This is a genomic window from Pedobacter sp. GR22-10 (assembly GCF_026239715.1).
Lineage (GTDB): Bacteria > Bacteroidota > Bacteroidia > Sphingobacteriales > Sphingobacteriaceae > Pedobacter.
Genome location: NZ_JAPIVR010000004.1, coordinates 17,716 through 44,078, shown reverse-complemented (window position 1 = coordinate 44,078; position 26,363 = coordinate 17,716). Strand labels below are relative to the sequence as shown.

Genomic DNA, 26,363 nt, shown 5'->3' with positions numbered 1-26,363 from the left:
CCTCTTTTATGAAAGCCAATCATCAGTTAAGGGCCTTTGAGCAGATTTTAAACAGTTACGATGGAAGTTTGCCCTTACACCGTTTTTTACCTGGATATTTTAAGCAGCATAAGCAAATGGGCTCCTCTGACCGGAGATGGGCAACGCGGCATGTTTATAGTTTTTTCAGGCTGGGTAATGCTTTAAAAACACTGAATAACGAAGAGCGTTTATGTATTGCAGATTTTCTTTGTCAGGAAACTTTAAGTCCCGTTGTTGCCCAAAAATTCCCGGAATGGATTAACCGCATTTTGCATCCACTATCCGAAAAGATAGATTTTATAAAAACGACATATCCTGATTTTAACCTGGAGGATGTTTATCCACTTCATTCGCATTTATCGGAAGCCGTAAATAAACCGGAGTTTCTGACTTCGTTTTTCAAGCAGCCGGATCTTTTTATTCGTGTTCATGCCAATGATCAGGCAGAAGTGATGAGCAGGCTTAGTGCGCAGGAAATACCTGTAAAGGCCATTGGTGAAACAGCCCTGGCAATGCCAAACGGAACAAAGCTGGAAAGCATTTTGCAGGAGGGAAGTTACCAGGTTCAGGATCTTTCTTCACAACATACGGGTACTTATTTTAAGCCAGATAAGTGGGATAAATGGTGGGATTGCTGTGCCGCATCTGGTGGGAAAACGTTGCTTTTGCATAGCATTGAGCCAGTTGTAGAGTTATTGGTAACCGATTTGCGCGACAGCATTTTACAAAATCTTGATGAGCGGTTTCGTCTCGCAGGAATAAAAAAGTACCATAAAAAAGAGTTGGATCTTTTGAAAAATAATGATCAGGTGCTGCATCATTATCAGTTTGATGGAATCATCCTGGATGCGCCCTGTACCGGTTCAGGAACATGGGGCAGAACCCCTGAAATGCTTACGTTTTTCGAAGAAAGAAAAATTAACCAGTTTGCAGCCATCCAGAAGGGGATTGTACAGAATGTGATCAAATATTTAAAACCCGGAAAACCACTTATTTACATTACCTGTTCGGCATTTGCAGAAGAAAATGAGGATGTGGTCAAATATATGCTGGAAAACCTGCCACTCGAACTGGAAAAGATGGAACTGATTGACGGTTATGAGAATTATGCAGATACGATGTTTGTTGCCAGGTTAATGAAGAAATGATCTCAGCAAGAATAGATTGCTTCGTCGTGCCTCCTCGCCATGACGGAGCGTGTGTTGTATTATTAAGTCCTGTAGTGTAGTGAAAGGAACAAATCAGCTTAGCTCAAATATTTTTTATAGTAACTAGATATTTTCGAGCCATTCCTTCATATTTCTTTTTAGGTATTTCACTGCCTCCATCAAAATTGCAATGGCGCCGATAATAACAGTATATTCTTCAAAGCTTTTCATTTTTGGTTAGCTTGATATTAAGATCAATATAACCAGTTTTTGTTACAACACTAGCAGATTTACAAGGTTTTAAATGGCTAAGTGCAGACGAAACTTCGTCAGTCTAACACAAGAAGGTAACTATCACTGAGATTACAAGAAGTGCTAAAGGCCTGTATTGTTGCGGAATAACTTAATGGCGATGGCCAGTAAAATCACGCCAAATGCCTTACGCAGAATATTCAGACCGGTTTTACCAAATAACCTTTCCAGTCGCTCCGTATTTTTCAATACAAAATAAACAAAAAGCATGTTCAGGATAATCCCTACCAGGATATTCTGGGTCTGGTACTCCGTTTTTAATGAAAGCAGTGTTGTCATGGTACCGGCACCTGCAATTAATGGAAAGGCCAGTGGTACAATAGAGACGGTTTCAGGTGCCTCTTCTTTAAAGATCGTAAGCCCGAGAACCATTTCCATGGCAATACAAAAAATAACGATAGAGCCTGCAATGGCGAAGGATTCTACATCCAGGCCAATGACTTTGAGCAATGACTCACCCAGAAAAAGAAATAAAATCATTAATCCGGTAGCTACAATGGATGCCTTTTCTGATTCAATATGACCAGCCTTTTTTCGCAACTGAATGACAACCGGAATAGAACCTAAAATATCGATAATGGCAAAAATAACCATCGTGGTCGTGAGGATCTGATTTAAATCGAATTTCATAAAATCAAGTTTCATATCGCGCAATTTTGATCAAAGGTAGCGCAATTTGTGCTAAACTTCATTTACAAAAAATTCTTAAAAATAGAATTGTGTTCTTAAAGTGAATACATTATCCTTTCTATCATCGGTATAACCTGATAAGGCTGTAGATTCATTTTTAATGACGTCATAATAAAGCACTGCTTTAAAATGTGGATTAAAATGATGTAAAAAACCAAATCCAAAAGTATCAAAACGAACATCTGCAGCTGATAATCCCCTTGCTGCTGAAATATCCATGCCTTTCACTTTTGAATTGGGGTCGTACCAATCGTATTTTAATATAATCTGGTTGTCTGTACTGTTTAATGTTTGAACAAACGTAAAATATGCCCCATTAAAAGTCCGGGTGTAATAGGGCAGAGGTTCAGCCTTATCATCTACAGGATACGAACCTGGTGTGGTTGAGGTAGTAGACGTTCCGGTTTGGAGTCCGGATATGACCTCAGCACGCAATTCTGATTTCCAGCTTTTGGTTGCAGTAGCCAGCTGAATATCTGCACCGTAGTAGCGGCGTGGTGCAACAGCATTTAAAGTACTGGCAGAAGAATCTTTTACCATTTGCCATAAATGACCATTGTGTTCCATTTTATAACTCACGGGTAAGCGATGGTTTAATCCTCCCTGTAAGGTACTTATTCCGCCTGCTATAGAGAAACGCATTTTCTTAAACGTGTATGGCTTATGGCTTAACCTGGCAATCACATCCTTGCTGTTGTCAAATTCAGCCGGACCAGCCAATCCCTGCCCGTTGTATACCCCAAGATCCAATACCACATTTTTAAGTCTGGCATTTTTCCATCGGGGATTGAATGTAAATGTTGCGCCCAAATCCCGTTCGGTTTTCATTAAAATTTGCGACATGCGTCCGCGTTCAGGCGCTTCTCTGCCTGCAGAAGAAAGTTGTAATTCATTTCCGAATGGCCTGCCGGATAAACCTAATGTGACATGAATTAATTTCCATTTGTTTTCATAATAACGGCCCCAGAAATCTCTGACATTCACACCCTGTTCTGTTCCGTCGAACTGCAATACAAAATAAGTAGAAGGATTGTTGTTATCATCCAATAACATGTAATCAGCACGTAACCGGCCCCGTCTTAACCGAAAGCGATTGTTGGTGTATTCGCCGAAATTGCCGCCCTGATATTCCGCCTGTGTGCCATTTGATTGCGCCACCTGAAACTGAGGCTGTAAATAACCGCTAAAGGAAAGAGAACCGTATTTTTTTGAAATGATTAATAAATGGTTAACCGTTGTGGAATCCATTATATCGTTAATGGTACGTTGCGCATAAGTTTGTAAGGAAAGCAATAACAAAAGCACAAGAATGGCAAAATACTTGTTTTGATGTGGTACCATTTATAATATCTCTGATTTTTGTGCAAAGGTAGTTTATTAACAATTATTTAACACAAAAAAAATCCCCGACTTTTAACCGGGGATTTAAAACATATTTTTTTATTGATTATAAGCCAGGTTTTGGCGGATCAACAGGTTGAACTACTTTTCCTTTATTCCGTAGAACAGAATTATTCTTTCCATAGAAGAAATAAATGGCCGTACCTAAAGCCATCCAGATGGCTAACCTGATCCAGGCCTCAATCGGTAATGACGACATTAAATAAACGCAAACAATTACACCCATAATTGGCACGAAAGGAACCAATGGTGTTCTGAAAGGTCTGGGTCTGTCAGGATCAGTTTTACGCAATAATAAAACACCGATACAAACCAGGGAGAATGCAAACAATGTACCTATTGATACCATGTGACCTAAATCTGTTACCGGAACAAATCCGGCGAAAATGCTCACGAACACCATGAAAAATAAGTTTGTTTTAAAAGGCGTTCTGAATTTTGAGTGGATGTTGCTGAAGAACTTAGGTAGTAATCCATCTTTAGACATGGTATAAAACACCCTTGATTGTCCCATTAACATCACCAGTATAACAGAAGTATAACCTGCCAGGATGGCAATGATTAAACCCATTTGTAACCAGCTATATCCGGTTACTTTAAATGCTGTTGCAGCCGGAGAGGCATCACCCTTAAATACACTATAAGGTACTAAACCAGTCATAACATGTGCAAACAGAACATATAATATGGTACATACGACTAATGAACCCAGGATACCGATTGGCATACCTTTCTGCGGGTTTTTAGCTTCCTGTGCAGCTGTAGAAACGGCATCGAAACCGATAAAAGCAAAGAATACCAATGCAGCACCTGCTGCGATACCAGAAATACCAAATTCACCTTTAACACCCGTGTTTTCAGGAATATACGGCGTATGGTTTGCCGGATTAATGAATTTCCATCCCAATGCAATAAATACGATTACCACAGTAACCTTAACGATGACCAGGATATTGTTCAGGCTTGCAGATTCTTTGGTACCGCGAATCAACATCAGGGAAAGTAAAGAAACAATTACGACTGCAGGGAAATTAATTCCTCCGCCATCCACTTCAGCAAATGACTTGGTTAAATAAAGCGGCATTTCAAGGCCAAATTCATGAAGTAACTTATTGAAATATCCTGACCAGGAAACACCCACCGTAGCAGCGCCCAATGCATATTCCAGTACTAAATCCCATCCAATTACCCAGGCCATAAACTCGCCCATAGTGGCATAAGAATAAGTATATGCACTACCTGCTACCGGAATCATTGATGCAAATTCTGCATAGCATAATCCGGCAAATGCGCAACCTACTGCGGCCAATACAAATGATAAGGTTACTGCAGGGCCAGCGTGATCTGCTGCTGCGATACCTGTTAAAGAAAATAAACCTGCCCCAATAATAGCGCCGATACCTAAAGCGACAAGACTCGTACTGCTTAGTGTACGTTTGAGTGTGCCTTCGCCACTTTCAGCAGATTCTGCTATAAGTACATCAATAGGCTTTTTTAGATTCATAAGTTGTTTAGTCTTTTATGTTTTGTTGATTTTTATGATAATAAGCGGTAAACCTAAATAAAAATTACCAAAAATTAAAAGGGATTGTGTTAAAATCCCCTTCCTTAATATTTTATATCTATGTTTTTACAACTAATTGCGTAAAGTATCGGAAACATTTGTTAAGGTGTCTGTAATTGTGTTGCCCAGACGGTCTGTTTTCTGCTGAATTTTCATTTCGCTGTGAATTTCTGTCCGATGTTCTGCCGCAACAGCTTTTACGGCAATATATGGCGCAATAACCAGTGAAACAATAGACATTAATTTAATTAAAATGTTCATTGAAGGACCAGAAGTATCTTTAAACGGATCACCTACGGTATCACCAGTTACAGAAGCTTTATGCGGCTCTGATTTTTTATAAAACATTTCCCCGTTAATCATGACCCCCTGTTCAAAAGATTTTTTAGCATTATCCCAGGCACCGCCAGCATTGCTCTGAAAAATACCCATCAACACACCAGTTACGGTTACGCCGGCTAGTAATCCACCTAAAACCTCTGGTCCAAATGTAAAACCGACAATGATAGGGGTAATCAAAGCAATGGCACCAGGCATCATCATTTCCCGGATGGAAGCTTTGGTAGAAATGGCCACGCATTTATCATATTCTGGTTTTGCTTTATATTCCATAATTCCAGGAATCTCGCGGAACTGTCGCCGTACTTCCTGAACCATGTCCATAGCCGCCTTACCCACTGCCTGAATACAAAGTGCCGAAAAAATAAACGGAATCATGCCACCTACAAATAACCCGGCCAGAACGGGTGCTTTATAAATATCGATCGCCGTAATTCCGGCAATGCCAACAAAAGCGGCAAATAGGGCCAAAGATGTTAATGCGGCCGATGCAATGGCAAAACCTTTACCTGTTGCGGCAGTGGTATTGCCTACTGCATCAAGATTATCTGTACGTTCACGTACTTCTGGCGGAAGCTGGCTCATTTCTGCTATTCCGCCGGCATTATCTGCAATCGGGCCAAATGCATCAATGGCCAGTTGCATGGCTGTGGTGGCCATCATACCCGCCGCCGCAATGGCAACGCCATATAATCCGGCAAAATGATAGGAAGCCATAATTCCACCCGCCAAAACCAAAATCGGAATGACAGTGGATTTCATCCCAACCGATAAACCGGCAATAATATTCGTGGCATGCCCGGTTGATGATTGTTGAATAATTGAATTAACCGGACCTTTCCCCATGGCCGTAAAATATTCTGTCACTACACTCATAATGGTTCCCACTACAAGGCCAACAATAATGGCATAAAAAACATTCATGCTGGTAAATGAATATCCGCGAAGGCTTAAGGTTTCAGGAAGCATCCATTTTACAATAAAGAAGGAGGCTACAGCGGTAATGATAATGGACGACCAGTTGCCAAGGTTTAACGCGGTTTGAACGTTCGATTTTTCATCTTTAATGGTCACAAACCAGGTTCCGATGATGGAAAATATAATGCCCAGGCCACAAATAACCATGGGAAGCAAAATAGGAGACATGCCGCCAAACTGATCTGTAACGGTTATTTCCTGTCCCAGAACCATTGTAGCCAGAATAGTGGCCACATATGATCCGAATAAATCGGCACCCATGCCCGCCACATCACCCACATTATCACCTACATTATCAGCGATGGTAGCAGGGTTTCTTACATCATCTTCCGGGATTCCAGCTTCGACTTTTCCTACCAAATCTGCACCAACATCTGCTGCTTTAGTATAAATTCCACCGCCAACACGAGCAAAAAGGGCAATGGATTCAGCGCCCAGAGAAAAGCCGGTTAGTACTTCGATGGCGGTTCTCATTTCTACGCTATTGGCATTGGTGACGTGAAACAACTGCATGAAGACGATAAATAAACCGCCTAAACCCAGAACAGCCAATCCGGCTACACCCAATCCCATCACCGTTCCACCGGTAAAGGAAACTTTTAGTGCCTGCTTTAAACTCGTTCTTGCGGCCTGGGTAGTCCTCACGTTAGCCTTCGTTGCCGATTTCATTCCTATGTATCCGGCAGTTGCCGAAAATACCGCACCTATGATAAAAGAAAGTGAGATGATCCAGCTGGAATGCATCGGAACACCATTAATTTCAGTAATGGTTCCGGAATAGGCCAGTAATGCCGCTGTAAAAACAGCAAAGATGCTCAGTACCCGCCATTCTGCTTTAAGAAATGCCATTGCGCCATCGGCAATATAGCCGGCCAGTTCCTGCATGTTTTTGTCGCCTGCATCCTGTTTGTTTACCCAGGCACTTTTCATCATCATTACAATTATTCCGATCAGGCCCAATGCAGGAATGCAGTAAATTAAATTGTCTTGTAAAAAAATCATAGTTAAAATATTTGGTTATTGGTTCATAGCGATCAGTTCTTTGCCATTAAGCTCATACATAACAGCACGCTGATTTTAGAGATTTGGTTATTAATCAGCAATATAATATTTTATTTTCTTCAGATGAAATTATTAATGGACTGAATCTTAGGGTGCATTCATAAATAAAATTTCATAATTGAGGACCCGTTAACCAAGCCGGAATTTTATACGACTAAAATAATACAGGCCAACAGGTTCGTTTCTCTATTATTATAAATAAATTAGCCACAAACTAACTAAAACCAAACAACTAAGAAAATGGAAAAAGGACATGAAGCAGAATCTTCTAAAAGAAAATTAGGCCTTTTTGATGCGGCAATGCTGGTAATGGGCTCAATGATCGGAAGCGGTATTTTTATTGTCAGCGCTGACATCATGAGGGATTTAGGTTCAGGTTACTGGCTCATTGTTGTTTGGGTAATCACTGCAGTAATGACAATAGCTGCAGCAATTTCTTATGGAGAACTATCTGCCCTGTTTCCTAAAGCAGGTGGTCAATACACTTATTTAAAAGAGATTTTTGGCAAAATGATGGGCTTTCTTTATGGCTGGGGGCTCTTTACGGTGATTCAAACTGGTACCATTGCTGCCGTTGCGGTAGCTTTTGGTAAATTTACGGCCTATTTAATACCGGCATTAAATGATGCTGCCCCGATTTTTCAGAGCGGAAGTTATAAAATTACCTGGATACAGTTGCTGGCTATTGCAGTTATTCTGCTGCTAACCTATATCAATACAAAGGGTGTAGAAAGCGGTAAGGTGCTGCAAAATATTTTCACGGGATCTAAAATTATCGCTTTAATTGGCTTGATTATATTGGGTTTTCTCCTGGTAAAAAACGGCTTCTGGGCAGAAAATATGAAATTCGGTTGGAATGCCTTCAATAATCTTAAAACAGATCTGAACGGCAATTTTATGAAAGCCGGATGGGAATCTGTTTCCGGCATGGCGATAATGGGGGGCATTGCCGCTGCCATGGTTGGTTCTGTATTTTCAAGTGTAGCCTGGGAAAACGTCACATTTGTCTCCGGAGAAATCGAAAATCCTAAGAAAAATGTAGTGCGATCGATGGTTTTGGGCACTACAGCGGTGATGGTGCTTTATCTACTGGTTAATTTTATATACCTCAATACCTTAACCAGGGATAATATTGCCTTTGCTGTAAATGACAGGGTAGCCGTTGCAGCATCTGAACAAATTTTTGGTGCCGGAATAGGTACGATCGTAATGGCGGTTTTGGTGATGATTTCTACTTTTGGCTGTGTGAATGGTATCGTGCTGGCAGGAGCAAGGGTTTTTCAGACCATGGCACAAGATGGGATGTTTTTTAAAGCAGCACTTAAAAACAATAAAAATGGTGTTCCTGAAAAATCCCTCTGGATGCAGGGAATCTGGGCATCCGTTTTATGCCTGAGCGGTCAGTACGGCAACCTTTTAGACATGATTTCTTTTGTTATCGTATTGTTTTACATGATTACAGTATTTGGTGTGATCTATTTAAGGTTTAAAAAACCTGATCTGGAAAGGCCTTATAAAACCTGGTTATATCCGGTTACACCTATAATCTACCTTGTAATAGGATCCGCATTCTGTATTTTGCTTCTTATTTATAAACAACAATATACCTGGCCCGGTCTCATTATTGTATTATTGGGTGTGCCTGTTTACTTTTTCATCAACAGGAATGATGCTAAATTATAACAACTGCTAAAATTTATAAAAGTATTCCAGGTGATCGGAGCATTTATGTCTTTACCTGAAAACTTATAAGCACCCCCATCATAGGTAGCATGACTAGTGCTACCTATGATGATATTAATCTCGCTGCACAATCAAACTTATTTTGATGTATGTTTTTTGAACATTTTATCTGCATTACTGTAGGTATTTACATTCAAATAGTGTAATTTTTTAATATATCAATCTGGCTAATCATTTCTCCTTAATAGCCTTTAAGGCTTTTTATACTTCATTTTAGTGTTTGTATATAATTATCATACTCATTAACAGTTTATCAAATTTAAATTGGCCTGATATTTGGATTTACATTAAGCTGGTAGCTCTCAGCTGCTTTAACCAAATTTATTAACGCTAAATTTAAATATTATGGCTTTCCAAGCTATTTTGAGTTTCTCTGATACGTTGTATATTCTGATCCGTTGGAACAATACGTTTACATTAAGTTTTCCTTTAAAACCTCATAGGAAGTCTCTTCCGGCAATTAGGTATTTATAATTTGGTTTGGGGGGCAACTATGCTATCAAAATGATTATGGTTTCTATATTTTATCAGCCATGATTTTCTAATTAACAGACTATCCATTTAACTTATTAAACCATCTAACCATAACTAATCCTCAATGAAAAGCTTATCTTTTAATTCTAAAATAGGGCACACCATTATTTTCACTTTCATCATAAGTTGTTTTCTCGGTTGTAGTGGAAATCAAGATCATCATCAAAAAGAAGAAAGTAAACTTCAACTTGTAGATAATCATAAAACGGGAATTGCTGATCTATTTCTTAATTATATTGATTCATTGGTTAAACTTCCATTAGCCCAATTTAATGAACCACATATTCAAGCATTAAATAAAAAATTTTCAGGAAAACTCAAACTTGAGATTTATCATGATGAAAAGCACGATTCGGAAAAAAGCATCGTGGTGCAATACTATAAAAACGGGGAGAAAAGGAATATGATAAAGGCAGGTGTAATATGTCTTATACCTAAGCCGATTTCAGATTCTTTACGCATTGCCGATTTTGCTAGCTACTTCGGAAGTATTAAAGAAGAAAAACCTGAAATTGGGATAACGGCACAACCTCTCCCAGTAAAGATTAAAGTATCAGATAGTACAACCATTAAACTAACTTTTAATAACCATGAGAAACTAGATCAGGCCCATGTAATTATGGTAGAGATTTTAAAATATAACTAACTATAGATGAATACGCTTTTAAAGATAAAGGAATTTGATGCACATGGAGGCCCTGAAAACGTAAAGATGGGTGGCGATGGACATGCGCAAACATCTACAACTGTTGGTAGGTTTGTGATTAAAAGTATCGAGAAACATGTTAGCTATGGTAAATATGCTGCATGGTCTGGTATAGCCTGGGGTACTGAAGTTAAAATCACTGGAGATATTGTAATGGTTAAGTACAACGGAGTGTGGAAAAAATTAACTGATGTGAACGCACAATGGGGGCAATATAAAAATGATCAGAAAGGCGTTGCAAATGCCGTACTCAAATATCAACGTGAGCTCTATCCAAATTCTCCCATCCCTACTAAATGGCTTTTTAATGATTTCGGACACGTATCTGTTAAATACTTCAAGGATGTTAACCTTGATCGTAAAATGAATGGTAAGGAATATGTTATGGGCGATTTCATTCATACCACACCTATAGATGAAGCCTCAACAGCAAGGAGAAAAATATTTCAGTTGGGAGAATCACATGGCTGTATTCATGTTAAACCAAATGATATAGATACCATGATCGGTAATGGTTACCTGAAAAAAGGGAATACGGTAGAGGTTCATCCTTATACAAAAAAAGCAATAGATTCTTCGCTTAATAGAAATACCGCAGGCTTACCCTTTGAAGTGCATTTTTATCCGGGCTTGTTTAAAATTGCCATCTATAAATCAATATAAATTAATCTGCTCAACCACCTATAAATATTATGGAAAACAAACTTATCGTAGAAATTAATATAGAAGATACGCCAATAGCACACTTTGCCTCCTTTAACCTGGTACAGGCTTTTAATCAGCATCATTATTTTGAGCTGCATTTTAACCACGACCAACTGGGCACGCCGGGATTAATCAATTTAGACGACAGCCGGGATTTCGTAGGAAAAACCTTAACAGCATCCTTTGGTCACTCACCAGAACGCCAGCAGCATTTTTCAGGCCTGGTTACCAAGGTAGAACTTTCGCAAAGCCATGGTTACCATGGGGTGCTAATTGTAAGTGGCTATAGTCCCACTATATTAATAGACAGGGGTCAGGATTTGGGATCTTATCTGGATAAGGATTTAAACGACATTGTAAAACTGGCCACAAAAGATACCCCGGTTAACGATTTAAAAATTGTAGCAAATGCCAGCCGCCAGTCGAGTATAGATTACCTGATCCAGTATAAAGAAAGCGACTGGGAATTTATGAACCGTTTATCGGGCGAATACCATGAATGGCTGTATTATGATGGGCAGCAGCTGAATTTCGGAAAGCCGGATGAGCAAAAAGACGTATCCTTATTTTACGGACGGGATGTTCATAGCCTGCAATATGCCATGGAAGTGGCACCCATTAAAAACAAACGTTTTGCCTATAACCCGAAGCAGGATGAAATGCTGCACAGCGAAAGTAGCGGCAAGGCGGATGGCCATCCGGATCTGGCTCATGCCATCAAAGCTTCGAACAACATGTTCAGCAAAACCTTTAACCAGCCCTCGCTGATCAGGGTAGATAATGGAAACGACATTAAAAGCCACGTAGAAAATGAAGAAAAAGCGCACATCAGCGAGTTGTTAAAAGTAAATGGCAGTGGCGATAATGCCGAACTAGGCATTGGTACCATTGCCGAAATTACGATGAGCATCAGGCAGGAAATTGCTTTTGCTACAGAAAGCCTGGGTAAGTTTTTAATTACCAGTGTTAACCATACGCTGGATGGAACCGGAAAATACAGCAATACCTTTGAAGGTTTAGTATCAACCACAGAGCGCCTACTGGTTAAAAATTATGATAAGCCCAGTCCGGATATGCAACTGGCGGATGTGCTGGATAATGACGATCCGCAGGGGCAGGGCCGGATTAAAGTACGGTTTAAATGGGAATGCCAAACCAACGACCCTACTGAATGGTTAAGGGTGGTGAGCCCAAATGCCGGAAGCGGCGATACCGGTAAAAACCGGGGCTTCCATGTGATTCCGGAAAAAGGAGATCAGGTGGTGATTGCTTTTGAGGAAGGGAATGTGGCCCGGCCAGTGGTGATTGGTAGCGTTTACCATGGCAAAAGTGGAGATAGCGCAGGTTTCAAGAATAGTAACACCAAAGGCTTAACCTCCAGAAAGGGAAGTGCGTTAACTTTTGATGATTTAAACCATGCACTGAACCTGGGAACAAACGGCGCTAATTTTGTTAAGGTTGAAAACGGGCCAGGTCAGATTACGGCAGAATCTGCTGAAACGATTGTCATCCGGACGGGCGATAGCAGCATTACCTTAAAAAAAGACGGAACGATTGATATTGTAGGTAAAATTATTAATATTCAGGGTACCGATGCGATCAATGCCAATGCAGGTAATATGCCAGGTACAGCGGTGAATATGGGTACAGTTGGGACAACTGCGGTAAACGTTGGTAGTAAAACTTATAATTTAGAATCGCAGGGAACAATTATAGTGTGCTCGGATGCGACTATTTCTCAAACTTCAGGAGGTGTACAAACAATAACAGGTAGTCAAGTAGATATTAATTAATTATGAGCAGCAGATTTAAATTTTTTGATGACGGCAATGAAACCGTCAATTCTGATATTACAAAAGAAAACTTGGTTGATAATAAACCAGAGGCAGTAGAAGAACTAAGCTTGAAAGGTAATGCAAGATACAGGGTTGAACAACTTACCATAACTAAAATGGATGGAGTGATACAAAGCCATGCAGAGACAAAAAGAGAATTTTTTGTAACTAAATCAGCTGGCAAAACAAATTTGGTAGTTGATGTAAAAATGGAAGAAAACATCGTCAATATTTATCCAGATAGCTTGCAGGAAACGATTAACCTGCTTATTGAACTCGATGTTGTTAAAAGTACAGCCATGGTAGCGGTAAATCAAACCAATGGAGATATTGATAGAATAATTAACCACAGTGAGATTATTGAAAAATGGAAAAAATACAGGGCTGAACTTGAAAAGAGATTTGCCGGAGTGCAAAGCCCAGAAGCAAAGTTAAATGTGTTAAAATTTTTGACTGTAGCCGAAAATACCATCGTGATTGAAAAAAATCTGATAGATGATTTAAAAACTAAGATGTTTTATGATTTGTTTTTTGATGAATACCTGGTCAATGACAGGTTAAATCTTGAAGAGCATAAAAGACCTTTTTATTCGCAACTTTTCGAAGGTCAAAGTTCCACTTTAAATTTTACCAAAAACATCATTGCCGAAAACGAAAGTCAGGTTCAATACAATAATACAGGGCGATTGCAAAAAGAAGATGCAAAGAAGTTTGAGCAGCTTTATGATTTAAAATATAAACCGCTCGTCAAATATAAATTCTCTGGTTATGATGCTAGCATTGTAGAAACAGTTTTATTGGATAAAAAAGATAAATGGATTTTACAGGCTGATTTAAGTATTGCCGAAGAAGTGAAGAATAATGTTGAGTTAAGTGTTGATTATAAACTTAGGAAAATAGAGTAATGGCAGAATCGTACATCCCGCAGGGAACAAATGTTATATGCACATATATGATGTCCAGTAGTCCGCAAACAGCGCAATCTACCCGGCCATATAAAACCTTGTATAAAAGTAAAAATGTTCCATTGTTAACAATTGTCGATAATAAAATATCCGGCAGTCTTTCATGTAAAAGCCCTGCTAAATTTTGGGGTGGTTTAGCTGCATTAGCAGTGGGTATTGCAATAGGTGCCGCTTGCGTGTTATCAGGTGGTCTTTTGGTTGCGGTTATAATCGCAGCGAGCGTTGTGGCTGTGAGTTCAGGTGTGATGATGGGAATAAAAATTGCCCACGACTGTGATTCTACTTTGGATGTATTTTGGCAAAAACCGCATACCACTGTTCGAATTCAGAGTAAATTAGCAATATTGAATCGATCATATTTAAACTGTCCGAAAGGTGGAGTTTTAAATCTGATAATAGATCCGGTTATTGCTAAAGAGGCCGCGAAACAGATTAGCAGCAACAATAGAAAAGAAGTAGCCATTCAAGCAGGCTCTCAATTGGTAATGGGGGTAATCAGTGGATTAACTATGTCGGGTATCGGTGTGCTTGGTGCCGTTACAACGGCAGTGCTAACCCCATTGGGATATTGGTCTGGAGAGGATAAATTAATTGCTAAATCAATCATGAGTGACGATGTGGCGGATACACCTTTTGTTGGAGGAACGGTTGAGGCAACAGCCAGTACAGTTGCCGGCACTGCTGCCCCAGGGGCATTAATAATGGGAACAGGTTATGTAGCCTATGGAGCCGGCGTATTAGTTAAAAGTCCTGGTACGCAGTTGTTAGGTGGAGTAGCAACGGCTATCGGTAAAAGCAGGATAATGAGCGATTTCAAACCATCGAGTATGAAAAATGGTTTAATAGGTGCTGCTGCTAACCTTGTCATTGGCGAAACTACAGATATGTTGGAAAAATCTTATGAAGATACGACAACCTTAGCTTCAAGAGAACTAAATAAATTGGATGGAAAAAATAACATTTCAATTATATCTAATAAATAATAATTATGAATAAGCAATTTTTAGGATGGATAGTCGGTGTATTTGTATTGTTCCCAATATTTGTGTTTTTGTATAATAAAATTACTGTAAAAAAGAATGATGGAGCAAAATTCTTTTCAGCATATTACGAAAAAATATTCTCTATTCAATTAGATGTACCAAAATTGGGAGGAGGGTATTCTGATACTTTAAATGTTGAATTTGACCATTATAGGGTTGGTGCAAGCCCAATAGGATATAAAAGTTTAAGTGGAAATATCATTGGTGTTCGATTTTTGGATTTGAATCAACATAAGTTTTATAGAATAAGAATGTATGATGTTGATAATCAGAAATTTGCTCCTTTTTCGGATTCGTTAGAAGGACAGAAAATAACTGCATGGGTAAATCAAGATGACCTAAAAGATCCTAGCTACGGTACTAAAGAAAAACCTATTCCTGTTTTTAATTTTAAAGGGATAGGCGAGCCGATAAGGACTTGGGGCGGAGATGCAACGGGTTCAAAAGTAGTTTATGAGAGCTTGGAGCCTACTGATCAACAATATAAGCATAATGTACTAACCTATTTAACCTACATTATGCCAAAAGACGAATTTAAAAAACGTTTTGAAAAAACTAATGAATAAGCAATTTATAGGATGGATAGTCGGTGTATTTGTATTGTTCCCCTTATTTGTATTTCTCTATAACAAAATTACGGTACGTAAAAATGACGGAGAAAAGGGTTTTTCAAATTATTATAAGAGTATTGAAGTATTGCGCTTAAATGTCCCAACTATTCAAGGTGATTATTCTGATACCTTAAGTGTTGGTTTTGACCATTACAAAGTAGGGGCAAGCGCAATTGGTTTTAAGGGTTTAAGTGGAAATATTCTTTCTGTTTCATTTTTAGATTTAAAGATGAAAAAAATATTTAAAATAGCGATGTATGATGTCGATAAGCAGAAATACTATCCATTGTCTGATGTTTTAGAAGGTAAAGAAATAATGGCATGGGTAAATAAGGAGGATTTGAAAAATCCCAATTACGGTACTAAAGAAAAGCCTATTCCTGTTTTTAATTTTAAAGGAGTTGATGAGCCGATCAGATATGATTCAGAAAATGAAGGTTCTGTGAACGGATATAAAAATTTAGAGCCTACTGATCAACAATACAAACACAATGTACTAACCTATTTAACTTACATTATGCCAAAAGACGAATTTCAGAAGAGGTTTGAAAAGAAATAATAGTTCCGGTCTGTAAATGAATAAGCAAATATCACAAGCAATTGGCTGGGCAGTAGGTGTATTAATTATATTCCATCGCTGGCGCATGCGTGCCGCGTGTGCATTATGAGCAAAGGGCTAATAGATTTAGATGAATTATGAAAATTTGAAAAACTTTACATATGGGCCAGCAAATGGGCCTGACCGAAACAATTCCGAAATAAAATAACGGGAAACTTTCTTTTGTTTCCTCGCTAGCGTACGCTTGCTGCGTGTGAACTACAATACTTTAATTTCGTGCGGTGAGACCACCGCACGATAGAACGAAAAGAAGAAGTAAAGTATAACTATCAATTATTGTACTATTAGTTTATATAACGGAAAGTTTTCTAATTAGTAAGAATCTGGAATTGAGTATTGTAGGAGATAATTTAATTATCAGCAATGGAAAAAAACAATTTTGATTAACCTTAGTCAAGTTAATGGATTTTACTTTCATGATGAGGCAGCCATTAACCATTCAGACTCAACTAAAAAAGGCTTTGCTTCGTCTATAACAATATATTATAGAAATGGAAAGGTATTCGAGGCCAATGAATATTCAGCTTTGTTTTTGCCAGAAAAGTATGACCAAGTTAAGAATGAAAAATTTAAAGCTTTTTTAGATACATTATTAACAGAATTGGATTTTAGTTTAGCTAAGAAAGGCAGATTCCGATTTTTAGCAATATAACAGCTAGTTGGTATACAAAGTAGTAAATTTAAAATATGGATGTAAATAATAAAGAATTTGTATTGAAAAACGTACTTATTTTACCTTTTTTTTGGTTTCCTTTAGGAGGATTAGTAATTGGCATGCCATTATTCATCATTTATGGTACCTATGGTTTTCGATATTTAGGTGTATGGGGGCTTGTTTTTACTGCTATGATCTTTTTTGCCATTTTATCATTATTGATTAAATACTTAAGCAAGAATATTACAATTAGGTTCTTGCCCGAAATGATAGATATTAACATCAATGGGAGGAGCACTATTTATAACAAAAAAGACATAATAGGCATTTTTGCACATGATTACCATCATACCAGTACTTCTCTTATTTCTATTCAAATAAACTTCAAGAGCGGCAAAAAAATAGAAATTGTTGATTCTATTTTTGCTGAAAAATATGATTTAGATGTTTGTGGGAATTTAAGAAAATTGATGACTGCCTTTGAAAGAGAAATTGGATTTGTAAAACTTAATAAAAACCGCATGCGCTCATTTCAAAAATTAGGCGCTTATTGGTATTCCAAAGTCCAATAAATTTATATCGCTATCATTAACAGGGGTAATTATAAATATGAAACAGCCCCCATCGCTGGCGCATGCGTGCCGCGTGTGCATTATGAGCAAAGGGCTAATAGATTTAGATGAATTATAAAAATTTGAAAAACTTCACATATGCGCCAGCAAATGGGCCTAACCGAAACAATTCCGAAATAAAATAACGGGAAACTTTGTCTCGTCCTGAAATATGTTTACACAATTGTAAACAAAATGGAGAGATATTCAAAAATATGCAAGAGTAAATGGCAGAGCCAGTACAGTACGGAATTCGAGATGAAGATCTGTAATGAATATATGAACTGGAATGATGGCATACGTTCCATCGCTGGCGCATGCGTGCCGCGTGTGCATTATGAGCAAAGGGCTAATAGATTTAGATGAATTATAAAAAAGTTGAAAAACTTTACATATGCGCCAGCAAATGGGCCTGACCGAAACAATTCCGAAATAAAATAACGGGAAACTTTTTTTGTTTCCTCGCTATCGTACGCTTGCCGCGTGTGAACTACAATACTTTAATTTCGTGCGGTGAGACACCGCCCGATAGAATGAAATTTAGATAGCTAATTTGCAAATATAGAACTTCGAACTGCAATTATAGAAGTACGAACTGCAAGTATAGAACTATCAACCGCAACGTCTGAACTGCCGACCGCAACGTCTGAACCATCGATTGCAACGCCTGAACTAACGACTGTAACGTCTGAACTACCAACTGCAACGTCTGAACTATCAACCGCAACGTCTGAACTGCCGACCGCAACGTCTGAACCATCGATTGCAACGCCTGAACTAACGACTGTAACGTCTGAACTACCAACTGCAACGTCTGAACTATCAACCGCAACGCCTGAACTGCCGACCGCAACGTCTGAACCATCGATTGCAACGCCTGAACTAACGACTGTAACGTCTGAATCATCGATTGCAACGCCTGAACTAACGACTGCAACGTCTGAACTGCGAACTGCAAATTTAGAACTGTTAACTGCAAGTATAGAACTGCGAACTGCAAGTACAGAATAATAATTTAAAATGGCCGCTACATGCCTAAATTTAGAATGGGAAACAATTTACCAAGAAACAAAAAAATGCTTCGATCAAACATGATATGGTTAGTTGCCTGAGCAATGAAAAACATGGTTCAAAATCAATAGAAGAATTTAAAAAGTTATGCATTCCTGCCTGCTCAATGTACGCTCAATCTCACATCTCATTTCTCACATCTCAAATCTAACCCTGCGTTTCGTTCAAAAAGCGTATTTTTGCAGGTAATGGGAACACTCGTAGATTTAGGCATAAAAGGATATAGAAATTACGGTACATATTTGCGCGAAAAGTATAAAGGGCAGCGCGTATTTAAAGTGATCGTAGATGGAGGATTTACCTGTCCTAACCGTGATGGAAGCAAGGGCTTTGGCGGTTGTACCTATTGTAATGTAGATTCTTTCACTCCCGAACCCTCCAGGCAGAATCCGAATATTAAAGATCAGTTGATTGAGGGGATGACAAGAGCAAAAGCCTCCTATCGTGCAGATAAGTATATTGTATATTTTCAGCCCAATACCAACACCTATGCGCCGGTACATTATTTGAAGATGATGTATGACGAAGCTTTATCCATCAATACAGAAGATATTGTAGGTTTCTCTGTGGGCACCCGGCCAGATTGCATTGATGCCGAAAAGGTAGCATTATTGGAAAGTTATGCCGATCGCTTTGATGTTGATTTAGAAATGGGCATGGAATCTATTTACGACGAAACGCTTGATCAGATTAACAGGGGTTGTAGTCATGCTGAGTTTGTCGCTGCGGTGAAACTTCTGGAGAACAGTAAGCTAGACCTTTGCGTGCACACTATCTTCGGTTTTCCGTGGGAAACCAAAGCGCAGATGTATGGCTATATTCATGAAATTAATCGTTTCCCGCAAATCAAATTTGTTAAATTCCATCATTTGCATGTAGTGGAAGGTTCTATTATGGGGGCTAAATATAAAAAAGAACCATTCAAGCTGTTTACCTTAGAAGAATATACCGATTTACTCTGCGAGTTAATTCCATTGCTCCGTCCGGATATTGTTATTCAGCGATTATTTGGTATTTCTGACTGGGATTTATTAATCGCACCCAATTGGGGATTAAATAAATCGGCAATTCAGACTTATATGGATAAAGAATTAGAAAAAAGAGGCATCGTGCAAGGATCATCGTATTTACCTCAATAACTGAAATCTTTATAAAATTTTTAGAAAACCTATGATTTTTTCATGGGTTTTTTGTTTTATAGATCTTTTTTATTTAGAAAACGTCTGATTTGTATTGCCATCTTAGCGGTTTGTGTTAAAATTTTGATTTTAATTTTATTAAAAAATGCGATCAAAAAGGATTGTTTTTTTGTTAATTGGTATTTAAAATCGATTAAATCTTATTGTTTTATAAAAATTTAATGTTTTTGTTAGAAAATTAACATTTTATAGTGTTAAAAATTCAATATGTTGTATTTTTATGGAAGTAATTCGGAAATAATTAAACTATTTATATCAACTAGCAAAATAAACTTAAAAAAGATGACTAAACTTTCACTAAAACAGTATGCGCCATTCTTGATCTTGATGATTGTCGCGATTCTAGCCCTATTTATTCCACTTCTTCCAAATTTTGATGAAGGAAAATACAGTGGTCCGGATATGGCATTTATTTTAATTGCCGCAGCATTGGTTTTTTTAATGACACCTGGTCTGGCATTTTTTTATGGCGGCATGGTTCACCGGAAAAATGTGCTTTCCACCATGATTAAAAGTGTAGTGGCTGCAGGTGTAATTACTGTGCTTTGGATTGTTGTAGGTTTTAGCTTAGCATTCGGCGATACTATCGGCGGCTTTATCGGCAATCCATCTACCTTTTTATTCTTTAAAAATGTAAATTCAGGTGCGCCGCATTTACAGGGAGGTTCAGACTTAACTATTCCACTTTCCTTATTTGCAGTATTTCAATTAATGTTCGCCATCATTACACCTGGTTTGGTTGTTGGAGCAGTTGCAGAACGGATCCGTTTTACATCTTATATCTTATTTATTGTATTATTTGCCGTATTTGTTTATTCGCCATTGGCACATTGGACATGGCACCCTGAAGGTTTCTTATTAAAAATGGGTGTGTTAGATTTTGCTGGTGGAACGGTAGTACATATCTCTGCAGGTATGGCGGCTTTGGCAGGAGCCTTGGTTTTGAAACGCAGAAAATCGCATATGGAGCATAAAGAAGTTCCGCCTGCAAATATCCCTTACGTGTTAATCGGTACAGGATTATTATGGTTTGGCTGGTTTGGTTTTAATGCAGGTTCTGCATTAGGGGCAAGTAGCTTAGCTGTATCTGCTTTCTTAACCACCAATACCGCCGCTGGTGCCGCTGGTTTATCCTGGATGTTTTTTGATGTAGCCAGAGGTAAAAAACCTTCAGTTTTGGGTTTCTGTATTGGCGCAGTAGTTGGTTTAGTAGCCATTACCCCTGGTGCGGGTTTCGTCAGTATTCCATCAAGCATATTTATCGGGGTTATTGCCGCGGTAATTTCCAACCTGGTTGTTTCATGGAAACAAAAAACAAGTTTAGATGATACTTTAGATGTATTTCCTTGTCATGGAGTCGGAGGTATTGTTGGGATGATTTTAACAGGAGTTTTTGCGACAAAAACAGTAAACAGTTTGGGTAATGATGGTTTATTCTATGGTAATCCGGAATTCTTTTTCACACAGTTGAAAGGTGCAGCCATTGTTATTGTGTTTAGTTTTGTGGTATCATTCGTAATTTTCAAATTCATCAACCTGATTCAGCCCATCCGTGTATCTGAAGAAGAAGAAGAAATGGGACTTGATGAATCGCAGCACAATGAGAAATACTCTCAGGGAACTTTACTGGTTGAGGAAAGAGCGATCTATATTGAAAGAAACAGTCCGGTAACTGAATCCATTTCTTAAGCCCTAAAAACTATATCTAAACCCCAATAGCTCAAACATGAAGAAATTTTTAACTGCTGTATTTACTATGGCCAGCACTACGTGTGCCTTTGCTCAAGAGACACCAAACTCACCTCTTGAAATTTCAGGATCAGTAGATACTTACTTTAAGTATGATTTTGCCAAGAAACCTAATATCAAAACCTCATTTGCATCAGATCACAATTCTGTTTCCTTAGGTATGATTGATCTGGTGCTTAAAAAAAGAACAGGTAAAGCTTCATTTGTTGGAGAGCTATCTTTTGGCCCGCGTGGGCAGGCGCAGTCATTGATAAACGCAGCTGAAGATGTTTCCTCATTCCATATCCAGAATCTATACGTTAATTATGATTTTACTGATCAATTTTCCATGACGGCTGGTTATATGGGGACCTTTATCGGATACGAAGTAATTTCTCCTGTAGGGAACTTTAACTATTCCACTTCGTATTTATTCACCAATGGTCCATTCCAGAACGCCGGGATTAAGGCAACCTATAAATTCTCTGATAAAGTGAGTTTAATGGCTGGTTTATTTAACGACTGGAATGTGTATACCGCTACCCGCGGTGTATCGAGCGTTGGTGGTCAGTTAATGATTGCCCCGGTTGAAGGATGGACAGCTTATCTGAATGTATTATCTGGCGCAGGTGCCGGTGGCTATGGAACCATTGAAGACTTAACCACCTCTTATCAGATTACCAGTAAATTTAAATTGGGTTTAAATGCAGCCAATTATGATGTCGACAATGATGGCGGTGGTTATGCTGGTGCAGCACTTTATCCGCAATTTGCCGTTGCAGATGCGGTAACACTGGGTTTAAGAGGAGAGTATTTTAAATATAAAGAAGTGGCTGGAGTAGCTGGTGATAAATATACGGCAGTAACTTTCACTGCCAATATTAAATCCGGTGGGTTAACGTTCATTCCTGAGGTGCGATTGGACCATAGCGGTAACAAACCCTTTGTGAAAGAAAACGGCATGGCGGCACCAAACGCCGGACAATTCTCTTTAGCTGCGGTTTACGCTTTTTAAATGGATTTTTTAATAGAAGCCGCCAGCATTCAAAACTGGCGGCTTTTTGTTACCTTTAAATATTACAGCATCCATTAATTAAATGCAATGAAATACGGCTTACTTCTGGTTTTTACTTTATTTTCCATTACTTTATCTGCACAACAGAAACTGTTTACTACAGCTGAGGATGGTAAATTTATTTATTATAAGATCGTAGATTCTCAAAAGGTCGGTAAGGATGTATTGGTACAACGTGCCAAAAATTTCATTAACACACAGCAAAAAATAATTCAAACTAAAAATCAAACAGATTCATCTTTAACTGCAAAAGGGAAATTAATTATTGATAAAACAGTATTGGTGGTGGGGCATCCAAGTGGAGAAGTCATCTATAACCTTAATTTTGAGGCCAGGGATCATAAATACAGATTTTGGCTCACTGACTTTAAATTTATTCCATATCAAAGAGATCGGTATGGGAATTTTGTGGCCACAACACACATTGGTTCGCCTTTAGAAAAAAAGGTAGATAAACTTACATCAGGGCAGTGGAAAGATATTCAGACCGCAGCTTACCAGAAGGTTGAAAAGTTCGGGGAAAGTTTAAAGAAGTTTTTAGCATCTGATGCAACAGTTAAAAAAATAGCTAAACCCGCAGAAACGATTTCCACTAAAAAGTGGTAAGCCAAACAACTACTAAAGCTGACCAAAAACTTCTACTACTTTTTTAAACCTGAAATCGAAAATAGCATTGATCTTTTTATGTACGGTAACGGCATTTGCAATCTTACCAATTGGACCATAACCTATAGCATAATGCAAAATATCGCGCATTAAAATTCCATTTTCAATTTTACTAAAATGGTGTTGGTGATGCCAGAATGCAAAAGGACCAAAGCGCTGCTCATCAACAAAATATTCCTTTTCTTTTACATGAGTAATCTCAGTCATCCAATCAAGTTTAATGCCCAATAAGGGCGAAACTTTATAAGTGATAATCATACCAGGATACATCTTCGTTTGTTCCATATTTGGGGAAGTCACATCAAAGGTCATATCTTTCGGCGTAATCTCGGCAAGATTTAAAGGAGAGGAAAAGAAATCCCAGGCGGTATCTAAATCAACTGGCAGTTTTTGTTCGAATGCTAATCGGTATGTTTTCAATTTTCTATTTTAGAACATAACAGCAGAGAAGAAATTTTGTTGGGATTATTATTTACTGGTGAGCAACAAAAACGCATGAAAATATAGGGCAAGCCACTAAATAAAATTAGCCTTCTCAAATTGCCCGTGAAATTAAGCACTGAGCGTACAGAGAAAGTACACAACATACGCTGAAGTCTGTTTTTTGATATCTTGTTAGGCGTGAACTGGATGAATCCGATGGTTAGTTTAACTGATTTAAGATTTGAGCACAAAGCATGTAAAGCGAATGCAACGTCACCTGTTGATTTAGCTTTGACAACTTTGGCTGAATACGCCTGCTGGGAGTTGTCAAAGCTATTTATATGTAAATCTAATGCACCATCTTATCTGCACAGGTAGAACTTGCGAAGGCTTCAGGCTTGGCCTTAAAAATAAAGCCCATACTCATGATGTATCCCATGGCATCATTAAGTGCCTTGTTGGATTTGAAAAGTGGATTCGTATTAATGTCTGCATGGACTTCAAGTGCCACATCATAAACATCCAGTAAATCGCAAATGGAGTAAGCCGTTTCTATAGATTTTTGCACTTCCACCAGCATTCTTTCTTTTATACTGACCTGTTGTGTGCTCTTTTCCTGGTGGATATACATGAAACCACCATGATGCTCTCTCAGCAATACAATTACTGTTGCAAAATCAGTGATGGCACCTTTAACCTGTGAGTCGGTTCCAATACAAACTTTAAGCTTAAAGCCCTTTTCAGTTTCTCTGATAATAGATTTTTCGATTTCCTCGTGGATGGAAGATTGAATAATTTCACCACTAAATTTTTTCCAGGTCATACACAATTTTATTGAGGTTAATAAATGGTAATCAGGTTTTTATAAAAATAAGTGCTATAAGTTAAATGCGTGTTAATGTTAAGTTGTTTATTTGCTAACAAATGTTTAGTTATCAACAAGTTAATTAATTTAAATGATATTGGCGGCTGCTTTTTGAAACAAATATTCCAGCCCGTCGTTAATAATGGTATTATCTCACTAAATACTTTAATGTTATGAAAGCCGAACTCATTCAAGAATTTCAAATGTTGCAAAATAGTAGAGCTAACAAATTTGCAGATGAATTAACCGACAGGTTTATGTCATCAGTAGACCTGGTTACCGAAAAAGTGAACTCTTCCATCTCTAAAAGAGGAAACATGCTGTTGCTTTTGGAAAAAAGGTTAAATTTCTCTCTTTTAAAGCGATTTAAGAACAAGTTTTTCAAGTTCTAGGTCATGGCAGCTTCCCGGAGGCTGAGAAATGTTTATCTTTGACTCAATGATAGAAAATGCCTTAAAAAGATTAAATATTACTGCGCTCAATGAGATGCAGGAAATGGCGGTTAAGCAGGGAAAATTGAGGAAAGATATCTTATTGATCGCCCCAACCGGCTCCGGCAAAACTTTAGCATTTTTACTTCCATTAATTTCCAGCTTGAATGCTGAAGTGAAGGGTGTACAATCACTGATTCTGGTACCTTCCAGAGAGCTTGCATTGCAAATTGAGCAGGTTTTTAAGCAGATGGGTACACCCTTCAAAGTGAATTGCTGTTATGGTGGCCATGCCGTGCGGGTAGAAAAAAATAACCTCGCACATCCTCCGGCTGTTTTAATCGGAACACCTGGGCGCATCGCTTACCACCTGGAGCACCATCATTTTGACGAATCATTTATTGAAACGCTCATCTTAGATGAATTTGATAAGTCTTTAGAATTTGGTTTCGAAAGGGATATGTCATACATCATCGGGTCTCTATATTCTTTAAAACAGCGGATACTGACTTCCGCAACTAAAATGGAAGAAATTCCGGCTTTTGTAAAGCTGAACAAACCTGCTGAAATTGATTTTTCTAAAAATATTCAGGTTAAACCCGATTTAAAACTCAAAAAAATAACAGCCCCGGCAGCTGATAAACTGGATGCTTTATTTAAGCTTTTAAGTAAAATTGGCAGTAAAAATACACTGGTTTTTTGCAATCACCGTGAAACGGTTGACCGGATTAGTGATCTGCTGTTTGAAAATGGCTTGGGGCATGATGTTTTTCATGGCGGAATGGAGCAATTTGACCGGGAAAAAGCGTTGCTTAAATTCAGAAACGGAAGTCATAAAATCTTAATTACCACTGATCTTGCCGCCAGGGGATTAGATATTCCGGAGGTGGAATATATTGTGCATTACCAGTTGCCTTACACGGAGGATGCTTACATCCATAGAAATGGAAGAACAGCACGAATGAATGCAAAAGGCACGGCGTATGTTGTACTTACTCCTGAAGAAAATTATAAATACCTGCCAGAAAATGTTGAGGAAGAAGACTTATCTAAACATTATCAATTGCCTGAGGCCAGTGATTGGGTTACGCTATATATACCAAACGGTAAAAAGGATAAGATCAACAAGATTGACATTGTGGGTGTTTTTCTTAAAAAAGGTGAATTAGAGAAAGAAGATTTAGGATTAATAGAGGTGAAAGATTCTGCCAGTTATATTGCTGTAAAGCGCAATAAAGTTGAAAACTTGCTGAAGGTTTTGAGTAATGAGAAAATTAAAGGGAAAAAACTTAAGCTGGAAATAGCGAGTTAACGTTTTTTTGAAAGCTAAAGTTGATACTTTTTTTCATAAGTTCATTGTAAT

General features: G+C 38.3%; 23 protein-coding genes. 17 read left to right on the top strand and 6 right to left on the bottom strand.

The annotated features are described in order from the left end of the window. The first annotated feature begins 8 nt into the window (after positions 1–8). Positions 9–1,169: an RsmB/NOP family class I SAM-dependent RNA methyltransferase gene (locus tag OQX64_RS16845; RefSeq protein ID WP_265819662.1), complete on the top strand. Its 1,161-nt coding sequence runs from the start codon at positions 9–11 to the stop codon at positions 1,167–1,169. Between the two features lie 375 nt (positions 1,170–1,544). Here OQX64_RS16845 and OQX64_RS16840 read toward each other — a convergent pair whose 3' ends face one another. The 4 genes from OQX64_RS16840 to OQX64_RS16825 form a co-directional block, all read right to left on the bottom strand. Beyond that, positions 1,545–2,111, bottom strand: a complete 567-nt coding sequence (locus OQX64_RS16840; RefSeq protein WP_029287908.1) for a MarC family protein — start codon at positions 2,109–2,111, stop codon at positions 1,545–1,547. Positions 2,112–2,186: 75 nt separating this feature from the next. Next, positions 2,187–3,512: a porin gene (locus OQX64_RS16835; protein WP_265819661.1), complete on the bottom strand. Its 1,326-nt coding sequence runs from the start codon at positions 3,510–3,512 to the stop codon at positions 2,187–2,189. Between the two features lie 106 nt (positions 3,513–3,618). Next, the gene (locus tag OQX64_RS16830; protein ID WP_088303239.1) at positions 3,619–5,076 is read right to left on the bottom strand and encodes an amino acid permease; all 1,458 of its coding nucleotides are present in this window, start codon (positions 5,074–5,076) and stop codon (positions 3,619–3,621) included. 132 nt (positions 5,077–5,208) lie between these two features. Beyond that, positions 5,209–7,455 carry a sodium-translocating pyrophosphatase gene (locus OQX64_RS16825; RefSeq protein ID WP_265819660.1) on the bottom strand — a complete coding sequence of 749 codons (2,247 nt, stop codon included), beginning with the start codon at positions 7,453–7,455 and terminating at the stop codon, positions 5,209–5,211. Between the two features lie 300 nt (positions 7,456–7,755). Between OQX64_RS16825 and OQX64_RS16820 the strand changes: the two genes are divergently transcribed. The 14 genes from OQX64_RS16820 (at position 7,756) to OQX64_RS16755 (ending at position 23,221) form a co-directional block, all read left to right on the top strand. Then, the gene (locus OQX64_RS16820) at positions 7,756–9,198 is read left to right on the top strand and encodes an APC family permease (RefSeq protein ID WP_265819659.1); all 1,443 of its coding nucleotides are present in this window, start codon (positions 7,756–7,758) and stop codon (positions 9,196–9,198) included. 658 nt (positions 9,199–9,856) lie between these two features. Then, a complete protein-coding gene (locus OQX64_RS16815) occupies positions 9,857–10,438 on the top strand; it encodes a hypothetical protein (protein ID WP_265819658.1) in 582 nt (193 codons plus the stop codon). Between the two features lie 6 nt (positions 10,439–10,444). Beyond that, on the top strand, positions 10,445–11,161 hold the full coding sequence (locus OQX64_RS16810; RefSeq protein WP_265819657.1) for a hypothetical protein: 717 nt from the start codon (positions 10,445–10,447) through the stop codon (positions 11,159–11,161). A gap of 29 nt (positions 11,162–11,190) precedes the next feature. Then, positions 11,191–12,996 carry a type VI secretion system Vgr family protein gene (locus tag OQX64_RS16805; protein WP_265819656.1) on the top strand — a complete coding sequence of 602 codons (1,806 nt, stop codon included), beginning with the start codon at positions 11,191–11,193 and terminating at the stop codon, positions 12,994–12,996. Positions 12,997–12,998: 2 nt separating this feature from the next. After that, on the top strand, positions 12,999–13,943 hold the full coding sequence (locus OQX64_RS16800) for a hypothetical protein (RefSeq protein ID WP_265819655.1): 945 nt from the start codon (positions 12,999–13,001) through the stop codon (positions 13,941–13,943). Between the two features lie 98 nt (positions 13,944–14,041). Next, entirely contained in the window at positions 14,042–14,986 is a 945-nt protein-coding gene (locus OQX64_RS16795; RefSeq protein WP_265819654.1) for a hypothetical protein, read from the top strand. 5 nt (positions 14,987–14,991) lie between these two features. Continuing rightward, a complete protein-coding gene (locus tag OQX64_RS16790) occupies positions 14,992–15,612 on the top strand; it encodes a hypothetical protein (RefSeq protein ID WP_265819653.1) in 621 nt (206 codons plus the stop codon). Then, a complete protein-coding gene (locus OQX64_RS16785; protein WP_265819652.1) occupies positions 15,605–16,216 on the top strand; it encodes a hypothetical protein in 612 nt (203 codons plus the stop codon). The genes OQX64_RS16790 and OQX64_RS16785 overlap by 8 nt, the downstream gene beginning before the upstream one ends. A gap of 439 nt (positions 16,217–16,655) precedes the next feature. Then, positions 16,656–16,928 carry a hypothetical protein gene (locus OQX64_RS16780; protein WP_265819651.1) on the top strand — a complete coding sequence of 91 codons (273 nt, stop codon included), beginning with the start codon at positions 16,656–16,658 and terminating at the stop codon, positions 16,926–16,928. A 35-nt stretch (positions 16,929–16,963) separates the two neighbouring features. Further along, the gene (locus OQX64_RS16775) at positions 16,964–17,503 is read left to right on the top strand and encodes a hypothetical protein (protein WP_265819650.1); all 540 of its coding nucleotides are present in this window, start codon (positions 16,964–16,966) and stop codon (positions 17,501–17,503) included. A gap of 1,298 nt (positions 17,504–18,801) precedes the next feature. Continuing rightward, the gene (locus tag OQX64_RS16770) at positions 18,802–19,752 is read left to right on the top strand and encodes a TIGR01212 family radical SAM protein (RefSeq protein WP_265819649.1); all 951 of its coding nucleotides are present in this window, start codon (positions 18,802–18,804) and stop codon (positions 19,750–19,752) included. A 342-nt stretch (positions 19,753–20,094) separates the two neighbouring features. Further along, on the top strand, positions 20,095–21,501 hold the full coding sequence (locus OQX64_RS16765; protein ID WP_088303280.1) for an ammonium transporter: 1,407 nt from the start codon (positions 20,095–20,097) through the stop codon (positions 21,499–21,501). A 37-nt stretch (positions 21,502–21,538) separates the two neighbouring features. Further along, positions 21,539–22,555, top strand: a complete 1,017-nt coding sequence (locus OQX64_RS16760) for a porin (RefSeq protein WP_265819648.1) — start codon at positions 21,539–21,541, stop codon at positions 22,553–22,555. Between the two features lie 87 nt (positions 22,556–22,642). Further along, a complete protein-coding gene (locus OQX64_RS16755) occupies positions 22,643–23,221 on the top strand; it encodes a DUF4468 domain-containing protein (protein ID WP_265819647.1) in 579 nt (192 codons plus the stop codon). 12 nt (positions 23,222–23,233) lie between these two features. Here OQX64_RS16755 and OQX64_RS16750 read toward each other — a convergent pair whose 3' ends face one another. Then, a complete protein-coding gene (locus tag OQX64_RS16750; RefSeq protein ID WP_088303277.1) occupies positions 23,234–23,701 on the bottom strand; it encodes an SRPBCC family protein in 468 nt (155 codons plus the stop codon). 352 nt (positions 23,702–24,053) lie between these two features. After that, on the bottom strand, positions 24,054–24,527 hold the full coding sequence (locus OQX64_RS16745) for a ribonuclease H-like YkuK family protein (RefSeq protein WP_088303276.1): 474 nt from the start codon (positions 24,525–24,527) through the stop codon (positions 24,054–24,056). A 215-nt stretch (positions 24,528–24,742) separates the two neighbouring features. Between OQX64_RS16745 and OQX64_RS16740 the strand changes: the two genes are divergently transcribed. Then, positions 24,743–24,961 (top strand): hypothetical protein, encoded by a 219-nt coding sequence (locus tag OQX64_RS16740; RefSeq protein WP_088303275.1) that lies wholly within the window; start codon positions 24,743–24,745, stop codon positions 24,959–24,961. A 46-nt stretch (positions 24,962–25,007) separates the two neighbouring features. Beyond that, positions 25,008–26,312 carry a DEAD/DEAH box helicase gene (locus tag OQX64_RS16735; protein ID WP_265819646.1) on the top strand — a complete coding sequence of 435 codons (1,305 nt, stop codon included), beginning with the start codon at positions 25,008–25,010 and terminating at the stop codon, positions 26,310–26,312. Positions 26,313–26,363: the final 51 nt, after the last annotated feature.